This window comes from Hymenobacter latericoloratus (assembly GCF_014199535.1).
Taxonomy (GTDB): Bacteria; Bacteroidota; Bacteroidia; order Cytophagales; family Hymenobacteraceae; genus Hymenobacter; species Hymenobacter latericoloratus.
Map to the genome: position 1 here is coordinate 632741 of NZ_JACHNV010000001.1, position 25540 is coordinate 658280.

25 protein-coding genes, 1 tRNA gene and 1 riboswitch are annotated in these 25540 nt (G+C 61.2%); of the genes, 14 read left to right on the plus strand and 12 right to left on the minus strand.

Annotated features, from left to right (window positions below; translation table 11 throughout):
• The first annotated feature begins 520 nt into the window (after nucleotides 1–520).
• The 6 genes from GGU46_RS02745 (at nucleotide 521) to GGU46_RS02770 (ending at nucleotide 6416) form a co-directional block, all read left to right on the plus strand.
• On the plus strand, nucleotides 521–1105 hold the full coding sequence (locus GGU46_RS02745) for an RNA polymerase sigma factor (RefSeq protein ID WP_308217160.1): 585 nt from the start codon (nucleotides 521–523) through the stop codon (nucleotides 1103–1105).
• Complete coding sequence (locus GGU46_RS02750; RefSeq protein ID WP_183402043.1) at nucleotides 1086–2690, plus strand: hypothetical protein; 1605 nt, start codon at nucleotides 1086–1088, stop codon at nucleotides 2688–2690. Before GGU46_RS02745 ends, GGU46_RS02750 begins: the two co-directional genes overlap by 20 nt.
• A 27-nt stretch (nucleotides 2691–2717) precedes the next feature.
• Complete coding sequence (locus GGU46_RS02755) at nucleotides 2718–3083, plus strand: DUF6970 domain-containing protein (RefSeq protein WP_183402044.1); 366 nt, start codon at nucleotides 2718–2720, stop codon at nucleotides 3081–3083.
• Nucleotides 3084–3171: 88 nt separating this feature from the next.
• Entirely contained in the window at nucleotides 3172–3669 is a 498-nt protein-coding gene (locus GGU46_RS02760) for a hypothetical protein (protein WP_183402045.1), read from the plus strand.
• Nucleotides 3670–3792: 123 nt separating this feature from the next.
• Nucleotides 3793–5829 (plus strand): excinuclease ABC subunit UvrB, encoded by a 2037-nt coding sequence (uvrB, locus tag GGU46_RS02765; protein WP_183402046.1) that lies wholly within the window; start codon nucleotides 3793–3795, stop codon nucleotides 5827–5829.
• 68 nt (nucleotides 5830–5897) lie between these two features.
• On the plus strand, nucleotides 5898–6416 hold the full coding sequence (locus GGU46_RS02770) for a hypothetical protein (RefSeq protein ID WP_183402047.1): 519 nt from the start codon (nucleotides 5898–5900) through the stop codon (nucleotides 6414–6416).
• Between the two features lie 2 nt (nucleotides 6417–6418).
• Here the strand turns inward: GGU46_RS02770 and GGU46_RS02775 are convergent, their stop codons facing one another.
• Entirely contained in the window at nucleotides 6419–7123 is a 705-nt protein-coding gene (locus GGU46_RS02775) for an HAD family hydrolase (protein ID WP_183402048.1), read from the minus strand.
• Nucleotides 7124–7180: 57 nt separating this feature from the next.
• Between GGU46_RS02775 and GGU46_RS02780 the strand changes: the two genes are divergently transcribed.
• Entirely contained in the window at nucleotides 7181–7813 is a 633-nt protein-coding gene (locus GGU46_RS02780) for a chloramphenicol acetyltransferase (protein ID WP_183402049.1), read from the plus strand.
• A gap of 24 nt (nucleotides 7814–7837) precedes the next feature.
• Here the strand turns inward: GGU46_RS02780 and GGU46_RS02785 are convergent, their stop codons facing one another.
• Together GGU46_RS02785 and GGU46_RS02790 are read right to left on the minus strand one after the other, a co-directional pair.
• Nucleotides 7838–8695: a phosphatase PAP2 family protein gene (locus GGU46_RS02785; RefSeq protein WP_183402050.1), complete on the minus strand. Its 858-nt coding sequence runs from the start codon at nucleotides 8693–8695 to the stop codon at nucleotides 7838–7840.
• Between the two features lie 252 nt (nucleotides 8696–8947).
• A tRNA-Gly gene (locus GGU46_RS02790) sits at nucleotides 8948–9020 on the minus strand.
• Nucleotides 9021–9135: 115 nt separating this feature from the next.
• On the opposite strand from GGU46_RS02790, the gene GGU46_RS02795 reads away from it, so the two are divergent.
• The 3 genes from GGU46_RS02795 (at nucleotide 9136) to GGU46_RS02805 (ending at nucleotide 11142) form a co-directional block, all read left to right on the plus strand.
• On the plus strand, nucleotides 9136–9378 hold the full coding sequence (locus GGU46_RS02795; RefSeq protein ID WP_183402051.1) for a hypothetical protein: 243 nt from the start codon (nucleotides 9136–9138) through the stop codon (nucleotides 9376–9378).
• 42 nt (nucleotides 9379–9420) lie between these two features.
• Nucleotides 9421–9960, plus strand: coding sequence for a GNAT family N-acetyltransferase (locus GGU46_RS02800; RefSeq protein WP_183402052.1), 540 nt, complete (start codon nucleotides 9421–9423; stop codon nucleotides 9958–9960).
• A gap of 117 nt (nucleotides 9961–10077) precedes the next feature.
• A complete protein-coding gene (locus GGU46_RS02805; RefSeq protein ID WP_183402053.1) occupies nucleotides 10078–11142 on the plus strand; it encodes a dienelactone hydrolase family protein in 1065 nt (354 codons plus the stop codon).
• Between the two features lie 10 nt (nucleotides 11143–11152).
• Here the strand turns inward: GGU46_RS02805 and GGU46_RS02810 are convergent, their stop codons facing one another.
• The 3 genes from GGU46_RS02810 to GGU46_RS02820 form a co-directional block, all read right to left on the minus strand.
• The gene (locus GGU46_RS02810; protein WP_317171841.1) at nucleotides 11153–13456 is read right to left on the minus strand and encodes a B12-binding domain-containing radical SAM protein; all 2304 of its coding nucleotides are present in this window, start codon (nucleotides 13454–13456) and stop codon (nucleotides 11153–11155) included.
• 167 nt (nucleotides 13457–13623) lie between these two features.
• Nucleotides 13624–14196, minus strand: a complete 573-nt coding sequence (locus tag GGU46_RS22405) for an AraC family transcriptional regulator (RefSeq protein WP_215906244.1) — start codon at nucleotides 14194–14196, stop codon at nucleotides 13624–13626.
• Nucleotides 14193–14546 carry a hypothetical protein gene (locus tag GGU46_RS02820; protein ID WP_183402056.1) on the minus strand — a complete coding sequence of 118 codons (354 nt, stop codon included), beginning with the start codon at nucleotides 14544–14546 and terminating at the stop codon, nucleotides 14193–14195. Before GGU46_RS02820 ends, GGU46_RS22405 begins: the two co-directional genes overlap by 4 nt.
• 230 nt (nucleotides 14547–14776) lie before the next feature.
• On the opposite strand from GGU46_RS02820, the gene GGU46_RS02825 reads away from it, so the two are divergent.
• Nucleotides 14777–15055: a hypothetical protein gene (locus GGU46_RS02825; RefSeq protein ID WP_183402057.1), complete on the plus strand. Its 279-nt coding sequence runs from the start codon at nucleotides 14777–14779 to the stop codon at nucleotides 15053–15055.
• A gap of 88 nt (nucleotides 15056–15143) precedes the next feature.
• On the opposite strand, the gene GGU46_RS02830 is transcribed toward GGU46_RS02825, so the two are convergent.
• Both GGU46_RS02830 and GGU46_RS02835 read right to left on the minus strand, forming a co-directional pair.
• Nucleotides 15144–16235 (minus strand): DUF5074 domain-containing protein, encoded by a 1092-nt coding sequence (locus tag GGU46_RS02830; RefSeq protein WP_183402058.1) that lies wholly within the window; start codon nucleotides 16233–16235, stop codon nucleotides 15144–15146.
• 31 nt (nucleotides 16236–16266) lie between these two features.
• Complete coding sequence (locus tag GGU46_RS02835) at nucleotides 16267–18225, minus strand: TonB-dependent receptor (RefSeq protein ID WP_183402059.1); 1959 nt, start codon at nucleotides 18223–18225, stop codon at nucleotides 16267–16269.
• A 170-nt stretch (nucleotides 18226–18395) separates the two neighbouring features.
• Nucleotides 18396–18617: riboswitch (cobalamin riboswitch) on the minus strand.
• Between the two features lie 128 nt (nucleotides 18618–18745).
• Between GGU46_RS02835 and GGU46_RS02840 the strand changes: the two genes are divergently transcribed.
• Entirely contained in the window at nucleotides 18746–19345 is a 600-nt protein-coding gene (locus GGU46_RS02840) for a DNA-3-methyladenine glycosylase (RefSeq protein ID WP_183402060.1), read from the plus strand.
• A gap of 91 nt (nucleotides 19346–19436) precedes the next feature.
• Here GGU46_RS02840 and GGU46_RS02845 read toward each other — a convergent pair whose 3' ends face one another.
• Both GGU46_RS02845 and GGU46_RS02850 read right to left on the minus strand, forming a co-directional pair.
• Nucleotides 19437–20624, minus strand: coding sequence for a THUMP-like domain-containing protein (locus GGU46_RS02845; RefSeq protein ID WP_183402061.1), 1188 nt, complete (start codon nucleotides 20622–20624; stop codon nucleotides 19437–19439).
• Between the two features lie 211 nt (nucleotides 20625–20835).
• On the minus strand, nucleotides 20836–21456 hold the full coding sequence (locus GGU46_RS02850) for a hypothetical protein (RefSeq protein ID WP_183402062.1): 621 nt from the start codon (nucleotides 21454–21456) through the stop codon (nucleotides 20836–20838).
• 144 nt (nucleotides 21457–21600) lie between these two features.
• Here GGU46_RS02850 and GGU46_RS02855 point away from each other — a divergent pair, with 144 nt between their 5' ends.
• Complete coding sequence (locus GGU46_RS02855) at nucleotides 21601–22347, plus strand: DUF4397 domain-containing protein (RefSeq protein WP_183402063.1); 747 nt, start codon at nucleotides 21601–21603, stop codon at nucleotides 22345–22347.
• Nucleotides 22348–22503: 156 nt separating this feature from the next.
• Nucleotides 22504–23823, plus strand: a complete 1320-nt coding sequence (gene ahcY / locus GGU46_RS02860; RefSeq protein ID WP_183402064.1) for an adenosylhomocysteinase — start codon at nucleotides 22504–22506, stop codon at nucleotides 23821–23823.
• Nucleotides 23824–23903: 80 nt separating this feature from the next.
• Here the strand turns inward: ahcY and GGU46_RS02865 are convergent, their stop codons facing one another.
• Nucleotides 23904–25094, minus strand: coding sequence for a hypothetical protein (locus GGU46_RS02865; protein ID WP_183402065.1), 1191 nt, complete (start codon nucleotides 25092–25094; stop codon nucleotides 23904–23906).
• A 170-nt stretch (nucleotides 25095–25264) separates the two neighbouring features.
• Nucleotides 25265–25537 carry a hypothetical protein gene (locus tag GGU46_RS22005; RefSeq protein ID WP_246398668.1) on the minus strand — a complete coding sequence of 91 codons (273 nt, stop codon included), beginning with the start codon at nucleotides 25535–25537 and terminating at the stop codon, nucleotides 25265–25267.
• Nucleotides 25538–25540: the final 3 nt, after the last annotated feature.

Sequence of the window (25540 nt, forward strand, 5' to 3'; positions counted from 1 at the left end):
AACAAGGGGTAGGAAAGCCGGCCTGGGCTAGCTAGGCCCGGTTGTGGCTTCCGGAAACTGATACGCAAGTGGCTCTCCCATGGCTGGAAACGCATGAGTTGAGCGACACATGTATGTACATGATAGTGCGGAAATAGGTTATAGCTCAGCTGTTTTTAGCTATTGATTTTCAGCAAGTGTTTGTTTGCGGCTCAACCCAAAAAAAGCCTGAGCCACCGATGCAACCTTCCCGGGCGTCAGTAGCATCTACCCTGCACAGCCTTCCTTTCCAGCCAGAAGGCATCCTTATTTTTATCTGTCTGTCATTGCAGCGTATGCAGCATTCTTACTTGCGCGGAACCGGGCCTTTGTGGAAGGCGCTGGCCGCTGGTGAGCCTCTTAAAGCCGGACCCCGCCAGGGCCGGAGCGCCCGATGAGCGCCCTATCGGCCGCCTTGGGAGGGAGCGGGCTACGCAGCCTGTTACCGGGCAGCGCCCCTGCAGCCCGCCCGGAGTCCCTATCCTCGTCGTTATCCGCTCCCGTGCGCACCCTTACCCCGCCTTCCCAGCTCTCCGATCTGGAGCTGATTGACGGTTGCCTGGCCGGTAGCCGCCTGATGCAGAAGTATCTCTACGAACGATTTGCCGGCCGCATGATGGCCGTCTGCCTGCGCTACGCCCAAACCACCTTCGAGGCCGAAGACGTACTGCAGGAAGGCTTTCTGACCGTGTTTAAGAACCTGGCCAGCTTCCGCCGCGAGTGTCCGCTGGAATTCTGGATTCGCCGTATCATGGTGAATGCCGCCCTGCGCCAGCACCGCCGCAACGCCCCGCTGGTAGCCGTCAGCGACGGAGGCGAGTACCCCGAGGACCTGGCCGGCGAGGAGTTCACGCTTTCCAATTACAATTTCGAGGAGCTGCTGAACATGATTCAGGACCTGGCCCCGCGCTACCGCATGGTGTTCAACCTGTTCGCCATTGAAGGCTACGGGCACAAGGAAATCGGCGAGATGCTGGGTATTTCGGAAGGAACCAGCAAGTCGCAGTATTCCCGGGCCCGGGCCATTTTGAAAAGTAAACTCGAGCGTCTCGACGCCCACCGTACCCATGGCAGCATCCGCTCCTAATACCCCTAACACCCCCGACCAGCGCCCCACCGGCGACCTGGAGCACCTGTTTCGGCAAAAGTTTGCCGAAGCGGAGGTGGCTCCGCGCGCCAGCTTCTGGGACCAGCTCGACCACGAGCTGGTAGTGCAGCAGAACGAGCAGGTGGTGCAGGAAAACGTAACCTACCGCCGCCGGCTAGTGATGCACCGCTGGGTGGCCGCCGCCTGCCTGCTGCTGGCCCTGGGCTGCGGCGGTTGGGCCCTTCTGTGGCAGAAAGGCTCGGTGGCGGGCCCCGATCTGGCCGTGCTGTTGCCCACCGGTTCCGCCTACCAAACTGCTACCCCCGGAGCGGGTCTGAACCCCGAAACTGCTATGCCCGGGGCTGAACCGTCCGTTGCTTCGGTTGCCGCAGAAGAAAAAGCCGGCCTGGCGCTGGCTGCTGGCAGCTCCGCTGAACCCGCCACTGCGGCTGAGCGGGGCTACGCCGCAGTGTTGCAAGGCCGCGCTGGCCTGCAGGGTAGTCAGGCAGTAGGTAAGCGGGCTGCATCGGGCCTGTTGTATTCTTCTCCCGCCAACCCCGGGGCCGACCACTACGCCGCCCTGTACCGGACGGTAGGGGCAGGAAATGAAAGCCAGGCTTTCGGGAGTGGCTCCTCGTTGCTGGCCAGCTTTGCCGGCATGCAGCCCCGGGCTGCCCAGCTGCGCAACTACCTGGGCCTGCTCCACCCCGACAGCCTTAAGCCCGCGCTGGTTACCCTGCCGCAGCCCGTAACCATCCCGGCCGAGCTTACCGACGTGGCAGAGCCCGAGCAGAAAGAAACCCCGAAGCTGTGGCGGCGCCTGCGCCTGGGCGGCGGCTACGCCGTGGGTTCCTACAATCCCAACATCAACTTCTCCCGCGCCGATGGCCGCATGAACTCCACGGCGGTTACCAATGCCCTGCGCAGCTACTACCAGGATGAGGCTGAGGACGAGTACCGCCGCAACCTGCGGGCCGGCGTCAGCCAGCGGGCTGCCCTGATGGTTTCGTATGCGCTGAACAACCACTGGACCGTTACCTCAGGCGCCGAAGTGGCCGAGCAGCGCGCCAGCTCCGCTACCTCCTACGGGTTTGTGAATGGCAAGCAGGTAGGCCCCACGGCCGCCGACCTGTTCAACCGCCCGGCGGCCTATAGTGCGGCTCCCGCTCAGCCGCGCGTAACCAACTACCGCTACCGCTCCGCCGCCGTGCCCGTGAGTGTGCGCTACGGCTCTACCAAACAGGGCCTTTCTCTGTACGCCAAGGTAGGCGCGGCGGTAAGCGTGCTGTTAAGCAGCCGCTCCGACGTGGAAGGCACCCCGGAGGCCACGCTCACGTACACCCTGAAATCGGCGGAGTCGCCGTACCGGCAGGTGCTGACCTCGGTGCGCGGCGGTACGGGAGTGCGCTATCAGCCCACCGCTTCGGGCTGGAACGTGGTGGTGGGCCCCACCGCCGAAGCCGGCCTGACGACGCTCAACGCCAACCCCAACCAGCGCGGCTCGCGCCAGAGCCGGCCCTACAGCTTCGGGCTGGAGGCCAGCGTGGAGTTTGGCGCGGCCAAGCCCCAACCCATTACTCAATAACCGGAGTTCGGGAGCTCCTTTTGTTTCATGAGCCGCTTACGCCTACGCTTTCTGTTGTGGCTTTTCCTGCTGGGCCTCGGGGCTACCGCCTGCTCCGATGCGCTGGATGAAGCCACAAGTGCTACCTGCCCCGGCAATTTTTCTGCTACCCTCATTGAGGAGCTCAAGCAGAAACCCAAGCAAACGCCGGCGGCCGAGGTAATTCAATACACTTACCAAAACCGCACGGTTTACCTCGTGACGGGGGGTAGCAGCTTCAATTACCTTTTCGATGCCTGCGGCAACGTGCTGTGCGCGGCCACCCTGGGCCCCAGCAACGCCGGCGACGGCCGCTGCCCCGACTTCGCCACGGCTGCTACCGACCCCCGCGTGCTCTGGCGCGACCCCCGGTAGTAAGAGCCTGGTATCATTAAAGGGCAATCAGTCTATTGTAAAACACCTTACGACGAGATGTATGATGCGGTACGGTTGCCTGGTATTGATGCTTTTGCTGCTAGGCTGCAGCAAAAAAGAAGAAGAAGTGCTGGACTTTGTGCCAGGGCAAGTAGCGGTTGGTGCCCAGGATGCTACCACCGTACCGCAGCTGTTCACGCTGGCCAACGCGCGTAGCCTGTCCATCGCCTATATATTTCCGGCCCGGTACAGCTCCGCGCTGCCCGCCGATAGCCTGGGCTACCTGCGCCGACAGCTGGCTACTAAAGCCTACGCCAACGCCCCCGATTGGCCCGTGCAGATAGTACGCAACGCCCAAACCAATGCCGTACAGCTCACTGTCCGGCTCGTGGACATGACGGCTCCCAACCAGCAGGATTGGCTAACTACCGTGCAGCAGCTGCAGCTGCAGGAGCTATCCGGCAGCAAAACAGCCTTGCTGCAGGTGCCCGTCGGTGAGGAAAAGCGGTGGGTAGCGGAGCTTCAGCAAAATGCGGCGCTCCGCTGGGCCGAGCTCAATCACATAAACAAGCGTACGCCGCAGTAACGGCGTGGCAATTCGCCGGGAAAACCTGTCCGCCACCCGGATGGGTTTTTTCTGTTGCCGGGAAACCTCCCTCCGGGGAATTGAGTTATCACAGGCTACCCTTTCTGGCCTATCTTTCCCCGCATGGAATACCAACTGACCTCGGAATTCAAACCCACCGGCGACCAGCCCCAGGCCATCCGCCAATTGGTGGAGGGCATCAACAACGGCGAGCCGGCGCAGGTGCTGCTCGGGGCCACGGGTACGGGCAAAACGTTTACTATGGCCAACGTTATTGCCCAAACCGGCAAGCCTACCCTGGTGCTCTGCCACAACAAAACCCTGGCTGCCCAGCTCTACGGCGAGTTCAAGCAGTTCTTCCCCAACAACGCCGTCGAGTACTACATCAGCTACTACGACTACTACCAGCCCGAGGCCTACATTGCCTCCACCGACGTATTCATTGAGAAAGACCTGGCCATCAACCAGGAAATCGAGAAGCTGCGGCTGCACTGCACCTCCACGCTGCTTTCGGGCCGCCGCGACGTGGTGGTTATTGCTTCGGTGTCGTGTATTTACGGTATCGGCAACCCCGAGGAGTTCGGGAAGAACGTGATTTACCTGGCGCCGGGCCTGCGCTACTCGCGCAATAACCTGCTCTATTCCTTCGTGCAGATTTTGTACTCGCGCACCGAGCAGGAGTTCACCCGCGGCACGTTCCGGGTGAAAGGCGACACCGTGGACCTTTTTCCGGCCTATGCCGACCACGCCTTCCGCATCTTCTTTTTCGGCGACGAAATTGAGGCCATCCACAAGATTGACCCGGTGAGTGGCAAGAAGCTCAGCGACGAGAAATCGGTGACGCTCTACCCCGCCAACCTGTTCGTAACCGGTAAGGACACGCTTAACCAGGCCATCAAGGAAATTCAGTTCGACATGGTCCAGCAGCACGCCTACTTCGAGAAGGAGGGGCGCGATGCCGAAGCCAAGCGCATTATGGAGCGCACCGAGTTCGACCTGGAAATGATTCGGGAATTGGGTTACTGCTCGGGCATCGAGAACTACTCGCGCTACTTCGACGGCCGCCAGCCCGGCTCCCGGCCCTTCTGCCTGCTCGACTACTTTCCCGATGACTTCCTGCTGGTAGTCGATGAAAGCCACGTCACCATGCCCCAGATCCGGGCCATGTGGGGCGGCGACCGAAGCCGCAAAACCGCGCTGGTGGAGTACGGCTTCCGCCTGCCCTCGGCCATGGACAACCGCCCTCTGACCTTCAACGAGTTTGAGGGCATGGTGCGCCAGGCCGTGTTTGTATCCGCTACCCCCGCTGACTATGAGCTAACCCAGGCCAATGGGGTAGTGGTGGAGCAGGTAATCCGTCCGACGGGCCTGCTGGACCCCGAAATTGATCTGCGCCCCAGCGTCAATCAGATTGACGACTTGCTGGACGAGGTGGACAACCGCGTGAAAATGGGCGACCGGGTGCTGGTGACAACCCTCACCAAGCGTATGGCCGAGGAGCTGCAGAAGTACATGGAGCGCCTGGGCATCAAATCCAGCTACGTGCACTCCGATGTGAAAACCCTGGACCGCGTAGAGATTCTGCGGCAGCTGCGCCTGGGCGAAATCGACGTGCTGATTGGGGTGAACCTGCTGCGCGAAGGCCTCGACTTGCCGGAAGTAAGCCTAGTAGCCATTCTGGATGCCGATAAGGAAGGCTTCCTGCGCGACCAGCGCAGCCTTATCCAGACCATGGGCCGCGCCGCCCGTAACGACCGGGGCAAGGTAATCATGTACGCCGACCGCATCACGGGCTCCATGCAGCGCGCCATCGACGAAACCAACCGCCGCCGTGCCGTACAGATGGCGTACAACGAGGAAAACGGCATCACGCCCAAAACCGTGCGCAAATCCCGCGAGGCCATCATGGAGCAAACCTCGCTGTCGGACTACCGCATTGCGGAAACCCCGAACTACGCCAGCCCCGAGGCCGACGTGGCCCTGGCCATTGCCGCTGAGCCGGTAGTGTCGATGATGAGCAAGGTGGAGCTGGAGAAGCTGGTGAAGCAAACCGAAAAGCAGATGGAAGCCGCCGCCAAGGACCTCGACTTTTTGACGGCCGCCAAGCTCCGTGATGAGTTGGCCGGCCTCAAGCAGGTACTCAAAACCAAGCGCGACTAACGCTCTGGCATAATAATAGGAGAAGGCAGAGGGCGCCGCTACCGTAGGCGGCGCCCTCTGCTTTTTTTATGAAATATTCTTTACTGATTGCTGTATTCCTCGCACTCCACAGCGCAGCCGAAGCGCAAACCACCGAGGCAAAGAAAGTCGCACGGCCGGTTCCGGCCTTCCCAACGCTGCCTGAAGCAGCTATGCAGCCCACCGCTACCGTAACCCGGGCGCCGGGCAACCCGGCCGGGCCCCGCTTTCAGTATCAGCTGCTGAAAATCCAGAACGGGCAGATAGCTATTCTGGCCCCGGCGTGGCGCGGCCTTACCATGCTGAAACCTGAGCGTATTCAGAAAAGCTTGTGGACGGAAATAGTACCAGGCTCGCTCGATGACAAGGTAATGCATACCCTCAACGAGCTGACTGCCGAAGGCTGGGAGCTATTGGAGGTGTACAATCTGTCGCAGCCGGTAGGCGCCCAGCAAAGCATTGAAACCAGCCTAGCCTTTAACGACCCCAACCGACCCGTGTATTCAGGTACTACCTCCATTACCACGTACACAGAAACCCGGTATTTGCTGCGTCGGCCGTTGCCCTAGCTCTACCCCCACTGCGCCAGCAAAGTCGGCACCTCGGCCAGGGAAGCTACCTGCTGAAATGCTACCCCAGCCAGCTCGGCCTCCGGCACCCGCTCCATCACCCAAGTGGTATGGTAGGGCACGTACACGGCGTGGGCGCCCAGCCGGGCCACCGGCAGCACATCCGACTTCAGGGAGTTGCCCACCATCAGGAACTCCTGGGGGCGCACTTGATAGCGGGTGAGCAGGCGTTGATAGGTGTTCTCATTTTTCTCGCTCACAATTTCCACGTAGTCGAACAGGTCGCCGAGGCCGGAGCGGGCCAGCTTGCTTTCCTGGTCGAACAGGTCGCCTTTGGTGAGCAGCATCAGCGGGAAGCCCTGTTGTTTCAAGGCCGTCAGCACTTCGGGTACGTCGGGCAGCAGCTCAATCGGGAAGCTGAGCAGGCGTTTGCCGTGGTCGAGGATGTGCTGGATTTCGGTGCCGGTTACGGCGCCCTCCGTGAGCTGAATGACGGTTTCAATCATCGAGAGCATAAACGACTTGGCGCCGTAGCCGAACAGGTGCATGTTCTGGCGCTGCACCTCGTAGAAGCGGCTCCCGATAACGGCCGGCTCGCCGTAGTGCGTCAGCAGCTCATAAAGCTGGGCCTCGGCATAGTCGAAGTGAGGCTGGTTAGGCCAGAGCGTATCGTCGGCGTCAAAGGCAATCAGGCGGAGGGCAGACATGCGGGCAGGGGGTAGCAGCTACGAAGGGTAGGCCAAAGTTACCGAACTTGCGGGCCTATGAAGCAGCTAATCGACGTAGAAACCTGGAACCGGCGGGAGCATTTTGCGTTCTTTTCGGCCTTTGAGGAGCCCTTTTTTGGGCTGGTAGCCGAGGTAGATACCACTCGGGCCTACGGCCGGGCCAAGGCCCAGGGCGTATCGTTTTTTCAGTTGTACCTGCACTGTGCCCTCACGGCCGTAAACGCAGTAGAAGCCCTGCGCTACCGCATCGAAGAAGGCAAGGTGTACTGCTACGACCAGATTCACGTATCGGCCACGCTAACGCGGCCCGATACCACCTTCGCGTTTTCCTTTGTCCCCTACGCGGCTTCGCTCAGCGAGTTTGGGGTAGGGCTGGCGGCCGAAATGGAGGCCGTGCGCCAAAGCACCGGCCTGCGCCTGAGCCCCACCACCGCCCGCCCCGATGTGATTCACTTTTCGGCTATTCCCTGGGTTTCCTTTACCAGCCTGACCCACGCCCGCGCCTTCGCTCACCCCGACAGTATCCCGAAGATTTCGGTGGGCAAAGCGCGCCGCCAGGGCGAGGCTTTGTTGCTGCCCGTCGCCATCAACGTGCATCACGGCCTGGCCGACGGCTACCACGTGGGGCTGTTTCTGGAAGCTTTTCAGCGGGAGCTGAATGCTGCATAAATCCGCCCCCGATGGCGCGGGCGGCTACTTTGGCTGCCAGGTAAAGCGCAGGCCCGGTCCGCCCCCAAAGGCGCTGGCCTGCCCGGGCGCGTAGCCGCTCTGCCAGGTGGGCGTGAAGCTCATGCCCTCGGGCAGGCGGGGTTTGCGGCCCCAGCGGTTGCGGTGAGTAAGGTAGCCCAGGTGGGCCGACAGAATTCCGAAGCCGGCACCCGCCACCACGTCGCTCTGCCAGTGCTTGTTATTAATCATGCGCAGCGCCGCCACGCTGGTGGCAATGGTGTAAGCGCCAATGCCGTACCACTGGCTTTTGTCGCGAAACTCGTTGTGCACGATGCTGGCGGCCAGAAACGCCTGCGCCGTGTGGCCCGAGGGAAACGAGAGGTTATCGGAGCCATCGGGCCGGGTTTCGCGACTCAGGTGCTTCACGGCAAACACGGTGGTCAGCATAATCAGCTCACTTTTCAGCACTACCAGCCCCACATTAATCCGGTCGTTGCGCGACTCTACTCCCGCCAGCGCCACCAAGCCCAGCTCGGCGTAGGGCGCGAAAATCAGAATGTCATCGGCTTTGGTCCGGAACGTAGGGAACAGCTTGTGAATGTCGCGGTTGGCCTCCTGGTTGGTATAGAAGCCGCCCCCGTTAAACGTGTACGCCCCGTAGCCAATCAGCACCGCGGGCACGGCCACCGCCTTCACCAGTTTGCCCTTGTACCAAGGCTGCTTGACCGGGGCCGGCACCCCCGCCGGATTTTCAAACTTATGAATGGTATCGGCCGAAGTAGCGGGGGGCGAAGCCGGAACAACTTGAGCCGCGGCCGGGGCCAGGGAAGCAACGCTAAGCGCGAAGCTCAGCGCAGCCCGTTGGAGAAAGGAGCGTAACAAAGCACAAGGAGGTAAAGGTGAACTGATCAGGAAGACTGCGCCGCTGGCGCGCAAGCGCGGAGTCGTGTACGTACCGAGTGCCTACCCCGCCGAAATAAGTAAACGTTCCGCCCGTTCATCTGTAGTATTTCCGCTCAGTATTCGTGCAGTGCTCGGCTGGAATGAGCCGCTTGTTGCTTTGTGTGCCCCACGGTGGGCACCACCAACAAAAAAAGCCACTTGCCTCGAAAGACAAGTGGCTGATTTGCAATGAGCGGGAAACGAGGCTCGAACTCGCGACCCTCAGCTTGGGAAGCTGATGCTCTACCAACTGAGCTACTCCCGCGTGGTAAGGCAAAAGTACGGCGGGAAAATCAAATTCCAACTGCTTGCGTATTTCTGAGCTCCTTTGTGCTGTGTTTCACCCCCGGTGCTCCGTGCGCCGGATTTCGCTGCTGCTTATGTCCTGGCCTCTTCCGCCTACAACGCGCCGCCTGGTTGGCTGGCTTTTCCTGATTGCCGGGTTTCTGCTGCTGCTGGGGGTAGGGTTGCGGCTGGGCGTGGTGTACTACGAGTACCAGCAGCTAGGCAGCGCGGCCCTGAATTCAACTCGCCTGATTCTGAGCCTGATGATGCTGGTAGCGGCCATGCTGATGCTGCGCTACGGCTGGCGCGAGCGGCGCGGCAACGATACCGTGGACTAGCTGCCTTACCTTTGCCGCTTTCCGCCGAACTGGTTTTCTGCTATGTCTTTTCCGCTCCGCATTCTGGTAGCCAAGCGCAACGCGGCCACCGCCGCCCAGCTCGCCGAGCTGGGCCAACGCCTCTTTCATGAAACGTACGTTAACCAAAACACCGCCGAGGACATGGCGGCCTACGAGGCGGCCAACTTCGGCCCCGAAAAGCAGCTGAGCGAGCTGCAGGACCCCCATACCATTTTTCTGCTGGCCCAGATGGAGCAGGAGGTGGTTGGCTACGCCAAACTGAAGCTGCATTCCTCCCTCGGCCTCGACCCCGACAAAACGCCTGAGGAACGCTTGGAAATAGAGCGGCTCTACGTGAGTGAAGACTGGATCGGGACCGGGCTAGGCGCGGCCCTGATGCGCCGCGCCCTGGAAGAGGCTCGTCAGCAGGGCTGCCGGGCCGTGGTGCTGGGTGTTTGGGAGAAGAATACCCGCGCCCTGGAGTTCTATCGGCGCTTCGGGTTCCGGCAAATTGGCCAGCACCTGTTCACCATCGGTACCGATGAGCAGACCGATTTTATTCTGCGCAAAGGACTGCACTAAGGCGCTTTGGTGCGGTTATTAACCCAACAGAATCCATTTCCGGCATTACGGGGCCATCTGTCTTTCATGTAGTTCAGCTTGATGCCAGTGAAATCAGCGCGTTTTGGTAGGAATACGATGCGGCCTCAAGGGTGGGTAGCCGGGGTGCTGCTACTGGCCGCCTGCTCCCCCGATTCCGGCGGCAACGCGCAAACCACCGCGCCCCTGCCCACGGGCCACTACGAGGGCCCCATCAGCTACCAGGGTACTGAGCTGCGGGTAACGCTCGATCTGCGGGAGGTGGCGCCCGGGAAGCTGCAGGCCGATGTCAGGTTTCCGCAGGTGCCGGGGCTGGAGTTTGAAGCTACCCGGCTGAACTACCAGGAGCCCCAGTTGCAGCTGGCGCAGGGGGTAGGCGGCATTAGCCTGCAGGCGGTGCGGGAAGGTGATTTTTTGCGCGGCGTGTTCAGCTGGGACAGTGTACGCACCGATTTTGTGTGGGCCCGGCGGGGCGAGGCCGCAGCGCGCCCGTTTCGGGAGCAAATCCTGGCCCTGCGCTCGGCCGGTGGGGCGCAGGCCGGCCAGCTACGCATCCCCGATGATACCCTGACTCGCCATCCGGCCGTAGCGCTGGTAGCCCAGCCCCAGACGCTGGCCGCCGCCCAAACGCGGGCGGCGTATCTGGCACGGCGTGGTTTTGTAACCCTGGTTGTAACCGCCGCCACTCCATCGGCGCCTTCTGATTCCGGGGGCTACCGCACAACCGGCCTGGCCCTGGCCGCCTTGCGCCAGCACAGCGCCGTCGATTCGGGGCGGGTAGGGTGCTGGGTGCGCGGTAGCTTGGCCCCGCAGGTAGCTGCCGCCGCCAGCCAAACCAGCCCCGCGCATTTTGTGGTGCTGGAAGCTGCGCCCGCCGCTACCCGCGAGCAGGCCGCCGCCTACCTGCCCCTGAGCCGCCAACGCGTTCCGGTACTGGCGCTGTACGCTGGCCTCGATACCACCACCGATGTGCGCGAAAGTGCCCGACGGATTCGCCTCGTGCTGGGGTACCTCGGTAATTCCCAGGTGCGCGTTTATCCGCAGACAAATGCCGAGTTCCTGCAGCGGGGCCGCACCAGTCCTGATGGACAGTGGCAGTGGCCAAAACCGGCCGCTGGCTACTGGGAAGACTTGGTTGACTGGTTGCGGCGAAGCGGCAGATAGTAGGGTAGGGCTACAGAACCAGCAGGCCTTTTTCCCGGAGCAGCTGCCACCCCGGCGACAACAAAAACTGCTCCCAGGGTTGGGGCGCGCCAGAGGGGTAGGAGGCCGCCGCGTCTTTCAGCAGCACTTTGGTATCGTAGTCGGTGGTTAGGCTGGTGAGCAGCTCCTGCAGCCAGGGACCCAGCACGGCGGGTACTTTCACCTCGAGGTCCTCGGCCTGCTCATAAAATGTCAGGACGGCGCGCTGGCCTTTTTTGGCGGGCTCATAGCGCAGCTCAGGTGCGTTGCCCAGCCAGAACAGCCGGTTGTTGGGGCGGGAAGCATCGGGCTTGCCGGGCTCCTGCAGAGCCTGCTGAATCAGGTGGCGGGGCACGGTGGGCTTGGGCGTCCGGAAATCAAACCAGAAGCTGAGCGGCTCCTGCAGGGCTACCCCGTGCAGGTAGTTGTACAAGGCTTTGGTCAGGCCGGGGCCGAAAGCTTCGTGGTCGGTGCCCGTGGGGTCGTCGTGCCACAGGTCGTTCCAGGCAAACGGACCGGGCTCGGGGCCAATGGCGGCCACTTTATACTTAGCGGGGTTCTTCCCAACCGGCGAGTGGGCCGTCATGGAGAAGCGGTGCCAGTAGCCGCTCTGCACAATGCCCGCCTGAAACAGCTGCCGCACTACCTCCAAAGAGTCAATGGTTTCCTGGGTGGTTTGGGTGGGAAACCCGTACATCAGGTAGGCATGCACCATAATCCCGGCCTGGGTGAAGCCATCCGCCACGCGGGCTACCTGGGCAATGGTTACGCCTTTCTCCATGAGAGCCAGCAGCCGGTCGGAGGCTACTTCCAGGCCGCCGCTTACGGCAATGCAGCCGCTGGCGGCCAGCAGCCGGCACAGGTCGGGGCTGAAGGTTTTTTCGAAGCGGATGTTGCCCCACCACGTAATATTTACCCGCCGCTTCAGGAGCTCAACGGCCAAGTCGCGCAGGGCCAGGGGCGGGGCGGCCTCGTCCACGAAGTGAAAGCCCGTTTGGCCGGTTTGGGCGATTATCTGCTCGATGCGGTCCACGAGCAAGGTAGCGGGAGCTGTTTCGTAGCGCGAAATATAGTCCAGTGTCACGTCGCAGAAGGAGCAGCGCTTCCAGTAGCAGCCGTGGGCTATGGTGAGCTTGTTCCAGCGCCCGTCGCTCCAAAGCCGGTGCATGGGGTTCAGCACCTCAATCACCGATAAATACTCCGTCAGGGGCAAATCGGAGTAGTCGGGCGTGCCGATTTCCGGGTGGGGAACATCCGGAAAGGGCTGGTTAATGTACTCCACCTCCCCGGCCGCATTGCGCCGGAACGTGCGTTGTAGGGGCGGGGCTTGCCCCCGCCCATCGTCGAACGGTAAGGCAAAGGACTCATCACGGAAATTCGACGTTGGGAAGCTACCTGTCGGCTGTTCTAGCGGCGCGTGGAGGTGGTGGGCAGGAACAAGCCCTGCCCCTACGTGTTCCAGCAGGCGCAGCCAGGGGCCTTCGCCGTCGTCCAGGGTCAGGTAATCGATGTAGTCGAAAAAGCGGGGCTCCCGGATGGTTCGCAGCTCGGTATTGGGGTAGCCACCGCCCATCAGGGTCAGGGTGCGGGGGCTAGTTTCCTTGATGCGCCCGGCCAGGCGCAGGGCGCCGTACAGATTGCCGGGGAAAGGCACCGTAAACCCGGCTACATCGGGCTGCACGCGGGCCACCAGCTCATCCAGCAGCTCCTGCAGCATCTGGTCCAGCAGGTTCGGCGGAGCCTGCAGGGCTTCGTGCAGCCCATCGAAGCTGGTAGCCGACATAGCCAGCTTCTCGGCGTAGCGCGAAAAGCCGAACTGCGGCCCCACGGTTTCCTTGATCAGGTCGCCGAGGTCTTCCAGATACAGCGTGGCCAGGTGCCGGGCCTGGTCGGTGAGGCCCATGGTGCCGAAGGCCGACTCCAGGTCGGCTACGTTATCAAAGCGGCCAGCCTCGGGCAGAAAGCGCGAGTGGCAGATGCGCGGGGCCAGGGTGTTGTCCTTGTTCTGCAGAAACCGGATGACGGGCCCAATGGTGCTCAGGTAGCTCTGCTTGAGGCGCACCATGCGGCGGGCATTGTCGCTCAACTCGAAACCCTCGGTTTCAATGGCCCAAAAAACGCGCGCTAGGCCTTCCTTCGAGAACAGCTTCAGCACCAGCTCCAGCCCCAGATCGGCCTGGGTTACGTGGTAGCCGCGCCCGCCCAGAAAGCCTTTCAGATAGGCCGTGGCCGGGTAGGGCGTATTCAGCTGGGTAAGCGGCGGGGTAACAAGCAGAATGCGAAGCGAAGAAGACACGGGCACTGGGTCAGAAGAACCACAAAGATACGGCGGTTTAACCCGCGGCCCGCCGGCTCCGTTCCCCGGCGCCTTTCTTGCCAGCCGTTTTCCTACCCCCCTAAACACGCCAAAGCCCCGAAGTGCCGGTGGCAGCTTCGGGGCTTTGAGAGATAAGCAAGCGTGGGTTACGCCAGCTGGTCCAGGGAGAGGCGCTTGGGCATCAGGTCGCGGCGGAATTCGCTGACGGAGCGGCCCGTTACCTGCCGGAACTGATTGCTCAGGTGCTGGCCGGAACTGTAGCGCATCTGCTCGGCAATTTCGCTCAGCGTCATTTCATTGTAGCTCAGCATTTCCTTTACGCGCTCAATTTTCAGGCGGATCAGGTACTTCTCAATGGTCAGGTTGGCCGTGCGCGAAAACACCTTGCTCAGGTGCGAGTAGGTAGCGGCAAACCGGTCGGTGAGGAAAGCGGAGGTAGTCAGGGGCATGCGCGCCGTGCGCAGGTGCTCCAGGTACTCGACCAGGGCGCTCTTGATTTGCTCCGTTAGCTGGTCGGCGCGGCCCATCAGTACATCAAAGCCGGCTTCGCGCAGCAGCGGAGCTACGGAGGCCGGATCGGCCGGCGTGCTGTGGTCGAGTTGGGCCTGGCCCAGCGTAACGTCGGTGGGGCGGTAGCCCGCTTGCTCAAGAAGGCTGCGCACGGCTTCGATGCAACGTGGGCAAACCATATTTTTGATGTGGAGGAGCGTCGTTTTCACGGTTGTTGGGTTGAGTTCAGCCGCGTTGCGGTTCGCGTGGGTTTACGGGTAGAAGCCGGGTTTGGGTTGGGCCGCGGACGCCGCACGGGTTCCACGGGGTGTTCTGCCCATGCTTTTCCAAACCAGTTGGCGGCCGCCCAGTTCACAAAGGGAACAACCCCCAGAAATGTTACGGCCAGCAAGGAGAAAAATACGAAAAAAGCACCGAAGAGTCGGCCAAAGAAGGAGTCCTGCACCCCAAACAGGTAGGTTACCAGAGTCAGGGCCAGCAGAAAGCTTATTCCGGCCAGGATGATAACCCGCCGCAAAGGGGCTTTGGAAGTGACAAGCTGAAAAGCAGAACGGTTCATGGCGACGAGGACAGGAGGACAAATATAAAGGTCTGTCCTATTCAGCGGCCACTGGAGTTCAGGGCACGGGCAGCAGTCAGGAGTAGCAACAAAGCATAGCGGCTGAAGTTGGTTGTGGTGGTAGAACAGGGCGGTAGAAGCGGGGAAATCATGATACGTAAAAACCAGCGGCGCGGTCAGCCGTACAGGCCAAAATACTACACGTCTTTCTACTCTACCCTACCAAGCACATGAAAACTTCTGTTTTTCCGCGCATTATAGCCGCCGCGGCCCTGTTGGCCGGCTCTCTTACCGCCTGCAATACCGGCTCCGAGGCCGGCGACACCAACGTGGAGCGCGGCGCCGCCAAAGACCTGGGCATGGATACCAATATGCCCGGCCAGAACCTCGCCGCCGATTCTGCCACCTCCGGCATGAACCGCGACACCATGAAGACGCCAACCGGCCGGCAAGTGTACGAAGAAGGAGCCGACCGTAAAGACCGCAACAACGACGGCCTAGCCGACTAGCTCGGTAGTTGTCCTTAAACGCAACACCGCCGGCTCCTGCACAGGAACCGGCGGTGTTGCGTTCAGGTAGGAAATCTGTGCTGGTGGTTTAATAGAATACGAAGCTGCTCGGGCCGATTCCAACCGTAAACGAGTCGAGGGCGGCACCCGTGCTGCGGTAGCGAATCACTTTGTCAGCGGCCGTAAATGAGCCGATGCCGCCGTAAATAGTGTTGTCCTGCGGATCGACCCCAAGTCCGTAGAAGCTTCGCCGAATGAGGGGAGTAGTGGGCAGTTGTGCCTCATTGATGCCTACCGTGTACACGCCGCCTCGGTAGGTGTAGTACAGCTGGTCTTTAGGCCCGTTAATGGTGAGGTCGCCGGGTGAGCTGGTGTTGGAATCCACCTGCCGGGTTTGGGCCGTTAATTGGCCGGGTGCAATCACCGACAGGCTGCCTTTGGTGGTTTTCGTGTAGTCGATGGCCGTATAATCAGCGTTGTACACTACTTTCCCGCCACTGAGCACCCACACGTTGCCGTTGCGGTCAGTTACAGCGCTGCCCGGCGAATCGCCCACGGGAACGGTGCCTTCAATAGCATCCGTAGTGGTGTTGATAACCGTCACGCTGCTCTCGCCACTGTTGGTTACGTAGAGGCGGTTGCCTGACACCGTCATGCGCTCGGGCTGCGCGCCTACCGCAATAGTGCGGGTTACTTGGTTTGTCTTCAGATTCACTACGGAAACCTGTCCGGCCCCACCATAGGCTACCGTTTCGGTTATGTAACCCTTATCCGAAGAGACGGCTACGAAGTAGCGCGGTAGCTGTAAGTTGCTGATAGTGGCTTTCGACTTGAATTTAGCCAGAGATACTACCTCAAGCTTGTTGCTATTGTTCACCACAATGTAGCCGAGCGAGTCCTGCACAGCCATGCTTTGCGCTACATCGCCCAGGGCGCGGCCGTTGGCAGTGCTGAAGAGGGTTGGGCTGGTAACCGAACTGCTGGCTTTGTTGAATAAACTGATGTCGGCGTTAGCCCGGCGGAAGTTACCTTCATTCACCACAAACACACTGCGGGTAACAACGGGTGTTTCGGTAGGCTCAGGGTCGTTGCTGGGGTCGCAGCTCAGCAGGCCAAGGGCGGCAGCGCTGCCCAACAGCACCCGGAAGGGTAAGTTGGCGGAAGTAGGAAATAGCTTCATAAAAAAGGGTTGAGAAAGAAAAGATGGCAGGTTAGCGCCACAGTACCCGTAAGCTCAGCAGGCCATTGCGGAGCGGCATGGCACTGTTCTGGTAGCTTTGGTAGCTGCGGTTGGTGAGGTTGTAGCCTTGGGCCAGTACCAGCAATTTCCAGGTCGGACCCATGGCCACCGTGCGGCCCACCGTGGCGTTCAGCAGCAGGTAGGAGGGCAGGAAACTGGTGGCTGAGGCATCGGTGTAGCGGTAGCCGGTAAAGTTCAGGGTAGTGCTGAGCTGCCAGCCGCGCCACAGGTGGTCGGTGCTGAAGGCTGCCGTATGCAGGGGCGTGAACGGCAGCTGGCGGCCAACAGGGTCAGAGTCGGCGGCGGTGCCTTTCGTCTTTTCGGAATGGGTGAAGGCGTACGACGCCCGCGCCGTGAGCTGGTAAGCTCCCGGCTGCCAGCCTAGCTGCGTACTGGCCTCCAGACCCTGAGCCCGCACCTGCCGCAGGTTGCGGGGCGACCAGTAGGTAGCGCCCGGCGTCCACTGCACCCAGTTATCGACGAGCTGTCGGTAGCCCGTCAGCTCGGTTTGCAGGCGCAGGTGGGCCGGCGCCAGGGTCAGCACATGCGCTACCCCGCCTTCGTAGCCCAACCCGTGTTCGGGTAGCAGATCGGGGTTACCACCGGGGCGCCAGTACCGCTCATTTAAAGTGGGTGCCCGGTAGCTGCGCGAGGCGCTGGCCTTCAGGCTGATGGTCTGCTGAGGTGTTTGCAGCGCTACCCACTCGGCGCCGGCCGTGGGCGTGAGGGGGGGCTGGCGGCCCGGGAGCAGGGCCTGGCGCGTGTTCAGGGACAAACGCAGCCGGGGCTGCGGGTCGTAGCGCAGCAGGGCAAAGCCGGAAAAGCGGTTCTCGGTGCGCGGCCGGGTGCCGTAGCCATCTACCTGGGCCGCAAAGTGCTGGGCCTCGCCGCCTACCCGCAACGAAGCGTTGGAAGCGAAGCGCCACGTATGCTCGGCCTGGGCCTGGGTGGTGCGCACCCGCGACTCGCTGAGCCCGCTCACATCGTCGCGGTAGTTAATGATGTCTTCGAACCAGGCAACCCGCGCTGCCCATTCGTGGCGCGAGCTGACGTGGCGGTAGCCGGCCATAAGGCGGCGGCTCTGGTCTCGCTCTTCAGCGTTCGTGTTGTTGGTGCCAATACCGGGCTGAATCTGTCGGTCAGCGTCTGTCAGCCAAACCGCGGCCGTTAGCTCCCCACGCTGACCCAGGCGTAAGATCAGGTCCTGGGAGAGGCTGGCTTGCTGCAGGGCGGCATGTTGCTGCCGGCGGCGCACGCGGCCGGTGCCAGCCTGCTCGTAATACGTAAAATCGTTTTGGGCCTGGCGATAAAGCAGGCTGGTGCGCAAGGCCAGTTTCTGGTTGCTGAAGCTAGCCTCCAGGTTTCCCGCTCGCAACCCAAAGCTGCCGTAATCGGTTTGCACGCTTCCGCGCCAGCCGGCCCCCCACCGTGGCGGAGAGGAAAGCAGCAGTGTGCCGCCCACGGCACCGTTGCCGTAGGTTGCGCTGGCTGGCCCCGGCTGAATATCTACCTGCGTGGTGCCGCTAATGGTAAGCAAAGCAAAATCGGCCTCGCCCAGGGAAGGCAGGTTGATGTTGAAGCCGTTCCAGAGCACGGCCGTATGCCGGGCCGAAGTACCCCGCATGGTAATAGAAGCCAACTGCCCCGGACCGTAATTCTTCAGGTGGAGCGCCGTGCGGGCGCTCAGCACATCAGCCAGCGTGCCGGTGCGGTAAGTGGTCAGGGCCAGCGAATCGAGAGTGAAGCGGCGGCTGCCCACGGCAAACCTGTCGGGGCGTAGGCCGGGCACCCGCACCGATGGCAGGTTTTGGGTGCGGATGGAGTCGGGAGCCGGCAACCCCAATTGGGCGGCTGCCGGGAAGGAAGCGGTAGCGGCTAAGGCCACGCCCAGAAACTGCGGGAAATTCCGCAGGCAGGAAACAAAACGCATCTTCCGAACCAAATTTTCGCAATCGAAAAATTCAGTTCAAAACCCCGGAAACCGAGCAGCCGCCAAACGACTACCCCTTCCCCGAAGCCGAGGCCGAAAACAGATGATAATTCTGCGCCGCCGAAGCGCCGCCACTGCATTCGTTCTCCGCCCTTCCTCCGCAGGCGCTGAACATAGGAAATGCAAAGGCAGGTCTCCTGGCTTGCTCCGGGCGCGTCGCCTTCCCATTTCTCCGGCCTGCCGCAGCAATGCCTTCCTTGAAACAGTGGCCGGTGATGACGCGCCGACTCCTGAAGCGTACAGTTGCGGGGACAGCTCCGGATTTTAACCGGATTCCCTTTTCAGCCTCGCCCCGCAATCAGGGTCCGGCCACCTTTACGGGGCAAAGGTAAGGCAAAATGAGGAAGAAGCCAGACGTTGGCAACTTACGGGAAGGACAACAGGGGAGGGCCGAGGACGTCGGGCCCGCAACCTTCCCGCGGCAATTGGGTACCATCTGGCGCCTACCCTTTCCTTCTGCATGAAACTTCCCACCTCGTTTTACCGCCACCCCGACCCCGTTGCTATTGCCCGCGACCTGCTGGGCAACTACCTGTTTACCCGCATCAATGGTGTGCTCACTGGCGGCCGTGTGGTGGAAACCGAAGCCTACGCCCACCTGGGCGACCAAGCATGCCATTCCCACTTGGGCCGTTATACTGCCCGCACCAAGGTGATGTATGAGCCCGGCGGCGTAGCCTACACGTACCTCATTTATGGCCGTTACGTGCTCTTTAACATCATCACCAACGAAGCCGGCAAGGCCGACGCGGTGCTGATCCGGGGACTGGAGCCCACGGAGGGAATTCCGGAAATGCTGCTTCGGCGGGGCCTAGCGCGGGTGCAGCGCAACCTCACCGGCGGCCCCGGCCTGCTGACCCAGGCCCTGGGCATCACCACGGCCCACTACGGCCTCGATGTAACTGGCAACACCATCTGGCTGGAAGACAGGGGGGAGCTAGTACCCGAAGCGGAAATCCTGGCCTCCCCGCGCGTGGGCATTGACTACGCCGGCGAAGACGCCGCGCTGCCCTGGCGCTTCCGCATCAAAAGCAGCCCCTGGACCAGTCCCGCGAAATAGTGATGAGGTGAAGAGGTAATGAGGTAAATGGTAGCACGGCTTCTGTCACTTGCTACCACTTACCTCATTACCTCTTCACCTCGTTACTTTATCACAGCTTCTCACACACCAGCACCATCAGCCTGCCCTCCAAATTGGTGGTAGCGAACAGGTACAGGTCGCCGCCTTCGCGGATGCCGGTACGGTGGCGGAACTCGGCTACGGTGTCGGGAAAGTTACGGGTCGTGACGTGGGCGCGGGCTTCCGGGCCTAAGTGAGTGCGCAGGGCCTGACCATCGTATTTCTCTACGGCCCGGATGCGGAAAATACGGCCCGGAAACTCCGGTCGTAGCGTATCGGAGGTGTAAAGGTGGCTGTGCTGGTGCAGCTTTAGCATTTCGAAGGCCGTGCCCACGCTGCGAAAAGCCCCGGCTTTCAGCACCGCTACGTTGGGCTCATAAAGAAACTGCTGAGGCTCGGCGTAGCGGGCAATGGCGCGGGCCTCGCGGGCCCGGTTCAGGCGAAATTCCTGCTGCTGGCCGTTGCGCAGCAAATTCACGGTGAAACGCTCCGGGTCGATGGCCGGCTCGGGTCCCAGCTCATACAGCACCTCCTTGCATTCATTATCCACGGCCACTACCCAGAGACGGCGCACATGCCGCAGCTCCTGAATAGCCTGCTCAATATCTAGCATGGGCGAGGTTTTCAGCAGTACGCTCCGGCCCTTTTGCAGCAGCAGCGGCATCAGGCGCAGCACGTCGGGCTCACAGTCCTGCAGGCGGAAAATCTTTTTGGCGGCAGTATCCCGGCGGGCCGGGTCGAGGTACAGCCAGTCAAAGGTACCGGGTGTATTGCGCAGAAAGTGCACCGCATCTTCGGTATGGCACTCCACGTTCCCGATGCCCAGCTGAGCCAGGTTGAAGCGTACCACCTCGGCCAGCGCCGCGTTGCGCTCCACGTAGTGCACCTCGGCTACCGTAGCCGCAAAGTGCGCCGAATCAACCCCGAAGCCCCCGGTCAGGTCGGCTAGGCGCTGGCCTTGCACCAGCGAAGCCTTAAATGCCGCCGTACGGGCCGAAGAGGCCTGCTCTACCGAGAGAGAAGGCGGAAACACCAGGTCCGGGTTGTCAGCCCAGGTGGGGAGTTTGGCGCGGGCCTTCTGGCGGGCCTGAATCTGACGCACCAGATCCGGGACGGGCAGGCCGGGGTAGCGGCGGGCTTGCAGGGCAAGCTGGGCGGGGTCGTCGTGCAGATGGTCGGCAACGTATTGCCGAGCCGCTGCCGGCAGCGGGTATTCCATGTAGGATTCCTACGAAAATGCGACAGGCCCGGACGCGGTGCCGAGCCCACAAAAACAACAGATAGCCAAACGTAAGCAGGAATCTGGCAAGAGCCAGCAAACCGCCTTCGTGCGCGGGCAGTCAGAGACAGAAAAAGCCATTCCGGTTACGGCCCGACTTCTGGGGTAGAAGCGCAGGCCGTAACCGGAATGACAGGTAACGCGCGGAAGGTTAGCGCAGGTTCCAGGTGAAGGCCACCAGCGGGTGCCCCGTGCGGCTGGCCGTGAGCCCCACGGCGCTGGGCCGCAGCTGCACGGCCCCGGTGCGGGCGGCCGGGTGGCCGGCGTTGTAGGCTTCCACGGCCCGCTGGAAGTGCGAATTGGTATTGCGCGAAATCAAGACGTTGCTCAGTAGGCTGGCCAGGGCAATGCCAGCGGCGGCTTTCTGGGTATTGTTGAAATACTGCTGTTTCTCATCCAGGGCCAGTACCTGCTGGCTGTACAGGCCCACGGCCCCCACAAACGTGAGGCGCTCGGCCAGGAACAGCCACTTCTGGCGGCGGTAGCGGTTCAGGTTATCCAGGGCTTCCTCGTTGCCGGCCAGGTAAGGCCGCAGCCGCTGCCCGAAAAAGCCGGCGCTCTGGTACTCCGCTTCGGTAGAGCCGTTACTGATGGTGAAGAAAAAGTTCTTTTGCACACCGTTCAGGCCCCGCTGCTGATCCTCGGGGCTGAGGCGAATAACGGTAGGAGCCTGCTGGGCGTGGGCACCTAGCGCCAGGCCGAAAGAACAGGAAGCAACAAGTATAGTGCGGCGCACAACGCTCGAAAATCGGGCAGAAATCAGTTGAAGCATGAGTACAAATCTATACTACTATTCTTGAGTGTCCTAAGCGTTCTGACGAGAAAAAAGTGCAATTCGCCGAGGGAAATTTCTTCTGTTACTCAACAAAAGCGCATAGCCCTTCGTTCTCACGGGCAATTCACCAAGCTCTGTGCTATGAAAACCCTGACTTCCTTTCTGCGTCCCGCCATTCTGCTGGCTGCTTTGCCGGCCGCATTGGCTTTCACGGCCTGCTCCGATGACGACGATGACAACGCGGCTACCCCTGACCAAGGCAATGTGCTGATTTCTCACGCCGCCGCCTCCGCTAACGTGCAGGTAACCGCCTTGGCCGATGATAAACAGGTAGGACAGCTGACCTACGGCCAGAGCAGTGGCTACGTGAAAGTAAACGCGGGCACGCCCACCCTGAAAATCAACAACAGCGCCGGCCAGACGGCCGCCTCCCAGGCCGTTACCGTAGCCAAAGACCAGAACTACTCCGTGTTTGCCTACGCGCCTACTGCCACCACCGTGGGGCTGCTCTCCGTTTCCGACGACTTAACGGCGCCAGCCGCCGGGCAAGCCAAGGTACGGGTGGTGCACTTGGCTCTGGGCGCCCCGGCCACCGTAAAACTCTCGCAGCAAACCGTAGCGGGGGCTACCGATGTACCGGGCGTGACGGCCGCATTCGGGGCGGCTTCCGCCTTTGTGTCCGTTCCAGCCAGCTCCTATAATCTGCTGGTTACTACCGGTACCCCATCTACTACCGTGGTAGCCGTGGGCGACGGCACGGGAACGGGGTCAGCTACGGCCACCAAAAACTACGAAGCCGGTAAAATTTATACGGTGCTTGTGCGGGGTATTTCCTCCAGCATTGATCCGGCCCTGCAGCCCAAAGCGGTTGTCATTCAGCACAACTAGGCCAGTTAGCTGCATTTTAGCACTTTACCGCCCGCTCAGGCTGCCTGAGCGGGCGGTGTTGTTGATAAGGGGCTGTAAATCAGAGGTGGAGTAAAAGGATAACAAATCAAGTATCTTTGCGGTTGAAACGCGACAAAGCATCCAGTATTCTGCATCATGGTTGATACCAAGACCACGGCCTACGTTCCGTACAAAGTAAAAGACATGTCTCTGGCCGAGTGGGGCCGGAAAGAAATACGCCTGGCCGAAGCCGAAATGCCCGGGCTGATGGCCCTGCGCGAGGAGTACGGCGCCAGCCAGCCCCTGAAGGGCGCGCGTATTGCCGGCTGCCTGCACATGACCATCCAAACGGCCGTGCTGATTGAAACCCTGAAGGAGCTGGGTGCCGACGTAACCTGGTCCTCGTGCAACATCTTCTCGACCCAGGACCACGCCGCCGCTGCCATTGCTGCCGCCGGTATTCCGGTGTACGCCTGGAAGGGTATGAATGAGGAGGAGTTTAACTGGTGCATCGAGCAGACGTTGTTCTTCGGCGAGAAGCGCGAGCCCCTGAACATGATCCTCGATGACGGCGGCGACCTGACCAACATGGTGCTGAACCAGTACCCCGAGCTGGCCGCCGGTATCAAAGGCATTTCGGAAGAAACCACCACCGGCGTGCTGCGCCTGATTGAGCGCGTGAAGAACGGCACGCTGCCCATGCCCGCCTTCAACATCAACGACTCGGTTACCAAATCGAAGTTCGATAACAAGTACGGCTGCAAAGAGTCGGCCGTGGATGCTATCCGCCGGGCTACCGACGTGATGATGGCCGGCAAGATTGCCGTAGTTGCTGGTTACGGCGACGTAGGAAAAGGTACCGCCGCTTCGCTGCGTGGGGCCGGCGCCCGCGTTATCGTGACGGAAATCGACCCCATCTGCGCCCTGCAGGCTGCCATGGACGGCTACGCGGTGAAGAAAATGGAAAACGCCATCAAGGAAGCCGACATCGTGGTAACCGCCACCGGCAACTGCGACATTATTACGGAAGAGCACTTCCGCGCCCTCAAAGACAAAGCCATCGTCTGCAACATCGGCCACTTCGATGATGAAATTGACATGGCCTGGCTGAACAAAAACTACGGCCACACCAAAGACACGGTGAAGCCCCAGGTAGATCTGTACAACATCGAAGGCAAAGAGGTGATTATCCTCGCCGAAGGCCGCCTCGTGAACCTGGGCTGCGCCACCGGCCACCCCTCGTTCGTGATGTCGAACTCGTTCACGAACCAGACCCTGGCCCAACTGGAGCTGTGGCAGCATGCTGACCAGTACGAAAACAAGGTGTACACCCTGCCCAAGCACCTCGACGAGAAGGTAGCCCGCCTGCACCTCGCCAAAATTGGCGTAGAGCTGGACGAGCTGAAGCCCAAGCAGGCCGAGTACATCAACGTACCCGTAGAAGGCCCCTTCAAATCGGACCTGTACCGTTACTAGCCGGTCCTATCCCCGATACGCAACAAAACCCCCACCCGGCACGGCGCCGGGTGGGGGTTTTGTTGTGGGGTAAGTCGGAGTTATTCGGCCACGGTAAACCACGGCACGCCCAGTCGGCCGGGCATCTCGTAAATCCGGACCCGGGCGCCGGGCTGCACCTGCTGGTAGTACTCCTCGGATACGGCGACGTCTTCGGCTTGCCGGCGCGGGCCCCACGGCGTCACGTTCAGGTAGTAGGTAGTGGTTTTGCCGGAAGAGGAATGCTTGCGTAGCACCGTCGCCGTGTGGTGTTTGGCTGGGCCTTCATCGAAGACGCAATTAACCGCTACGGTTGCCGCGTAGCCGTAGAGCAACGCATAGAGTGCCACCTGTCCCAGAACACTGGCGCGGAGCTTGGGCTGCTGCAGAAACGGGCGGCTACCCAGGAGTAGCAGTAACCCGAACAGTGCGGCCGCTCCGCCGGCCAGGGGCCAGAGAGCGTCGTAGTGCAACAACTCCAAATCCAGCAGTTCCCGCAGCAGCAGACCCAGCGCAGGCATCAGCAGAGCAACCGACACGTTGGGGTAGGCGCTGTTTTTCTGCTCGTCGGGCCGGATGGTGCCGCGGTGCCAGAGGATAGCCAGCGCGGCCACGGCGGGCAGGGTGAGCCCGGCCGTAAAGGCCGCTTCGTAAAAGCGGGGTAGGAACAGCAGCCAGGCGCCGGTCAGCCAGCCCAGAGTGTTTAGCGCGCTTGCCACCCGGCGCGTCTGGGTAAGGTTGGTTTCCCGCTCCTCAGTCGTGCGCCCGAAAGTATCGTCCAGCAGGATGGCCTCTTCTTCCTGCTGCTGCTCCTGCTCGTCGAGGTTGGGGTAGTGCTCCGCCAGCCACTGCTGAATTTCCTTGTAGCCTTCGCTCGTGTAGCCAACCTTTATTTTGGGGTAGGCCTTCGACGTGGGCAGAATATGGGTGTACTGCTGATCAGTGCGAAACCCCTTAATAGCTTCCAGCGGCAGCTCCTGGCGGTAGAGCGTGCCCGCGTAAACAAAAGCCGTATCCGTGATGATGTGGCGGCCCTTAGCAGTTTCGTAGAGACAATAGACGAAGAACAACCCGAACAGGCCCATGCCTACAGTAAACCCGATGCGCAAGGCGTTCCAGTCTCCGGACAGCATCCAGAACGGTGCCGACCAGAACAAGGCAATAAGCAGGGGACCAAACACGTAAATAAAAATGCGCCAGCCGCGGGCTGTGCCGTAGGAGCGGTGTACTGGCTGAATTTTGGTAGTTGTCACGAATAGGACAATAAGGTTGAGTTTCCTCAAAAGTAGCAGTTGGCGCCACGTTCTACGCCCCAGAAAGCTTGCCCAGCGAAAAGAGGACCAGCGGCTTCTGAACTCCGCTAATACAAAGCGCCACCCCTGAAAAGCAGAGGTGGCGCTTGCCTGGCAATAGGCTAGGAGAATTAAGCTGTCTGCGGAGCCAAGGCCCGCTGCACAGCCGGGGACACTACCTGCCCAAACAGCTCAGTAGAACGCAGTACGGCCTCGTGCGGCATGCCCTCCAACATCAGTTGGCCAATGAAGCGGGTGTTCTGGAACAGGCCGTGCAGGTGCACCAGCTTATCGGCAACTTCCTGGGGTGTGCCCACAAATAAGGGCCCTTCCGGGCCACAGAGGTAGTCGAACTGCTGGCGCGACATCGGGCGCCAGCCCCGCTCCCGGCCAATACGGTTCATCAC